Genomic DNA, 1,123 nt, shown 5'->3' with positions numbered 1-1,123 from the left:
CGCCCGCGGCGCTGCTGCCCCTGCCCGGCACCCCGGCGCAGGCCGCCACGGGCCTGCGCCGGCTGGAACGGGACTACGACGGCCGGATCGGCGCCGTCGGGATCGACACGGGCACCGGCCGGACCGTCGGGCACCGCGCGAACGAGCGTTTCCCGCTGCTGTCCACCTTCAAGGCCCTCGCCGCGGCGGCGGTCCTGGACCGCGCCCGCGGCCGCGAGCCGGGCCTGCTGGACCGGGTCATCCACTGGACCGCGGACGACCTGCTGCCGAATTCGCCGATCACCGCCGAACACGTCGCCGACGGGCTCACCGTCGCGGAGCTGTGCGCGGCCGCCATCGACTACAGCGACAACCTCGCCGGGAACCTGCTGCTGGAGCGGATCGGCGGACCGGCCGGGCTGACCCGCTACGCCCGCTGCCTCGGCGACCCGGTCACCCGGCTGGACCGCTGGGAGACCGAGCTGAACGACTGGTCGCCCGCGTCACCGCGCGACACGACCACCCCCGCGGCCATGGCCACCAACCTGCGCAACCTCACCGTCGGCCACGAGCTGCACCCCGAGGACCGCGACCGGCTGGTCGGCTGGCTGCGCGCCAACACCACGGGCGGCGCCCGGATCCGGGCCGGCCTGCCGGATTCCTGGACGGTCGGCGACAAGACCGGCTCCGCCGACGCGTACGGCGCGGCGAACGACATCGCGATCGTCCACCCGCCGACGGGCGCCCCGCTGATCCTGGCGATCTACACCAACCGCACGGCGCCGGACGCCACCTACGACAACGCGGTCATCGCCTCGGCGGCGACACTGCTGGCGTCCGCTCTCGGCCGGCTGTGAGCAACTCCCGCGCGGGGTAGGGCGTGGTCTTGGGCCCGGCGACGAGGCGATCGTAGAAGTCGTTGAGCAGCAGGACCGTGGGCGCGTACCGGGTGATGACGGCCCGGCCGTACGCCGGCAGCCCGGACCCGCCGGCGCGGATGACGGAGGTGGGGGCGGGGTTGGGGGGGGGCCGGGCGCCCCCCCCCCGCTCCTACCCCCCCCCCGCCCCGGGCGCGGCGCCCCCCCCCCCCAACGCCCCCCATGCAACCAGCTCAGCCGAAGGGAAAAAGGGCCTAGTGGTCAGC

1 protein-coding gene is annotated in these 1,123 nt (G+C 75.7%); it reads left to right on the top strand.

Going from position 1 to position 1,123, the window contains the following annotated elements:
* The coding region (bla, locus tag AB0C29_RS32085; protein WP_360828115.1) for a class A beta-lactamase at positions 1–836 on the top strand (836 nt) is incomplete at its 5' end.
* Between the last annotated feature and the right edge of the window lie 287 nt (positions 837–1,123).

This window comes from Actinoplanes sp. NPDC048791 (genome assembly GCF_040650095.1).
Lineage (GTDB): Bacteria > Actinomycetota > Actinomycetes > Mycobacteriales > Micromonosporaceae > Actinoplanes.
Note: the sequence above shows the minus strand (reverse complement) of the source record. Positions and strands in the feature narration are given on the sequence as shown.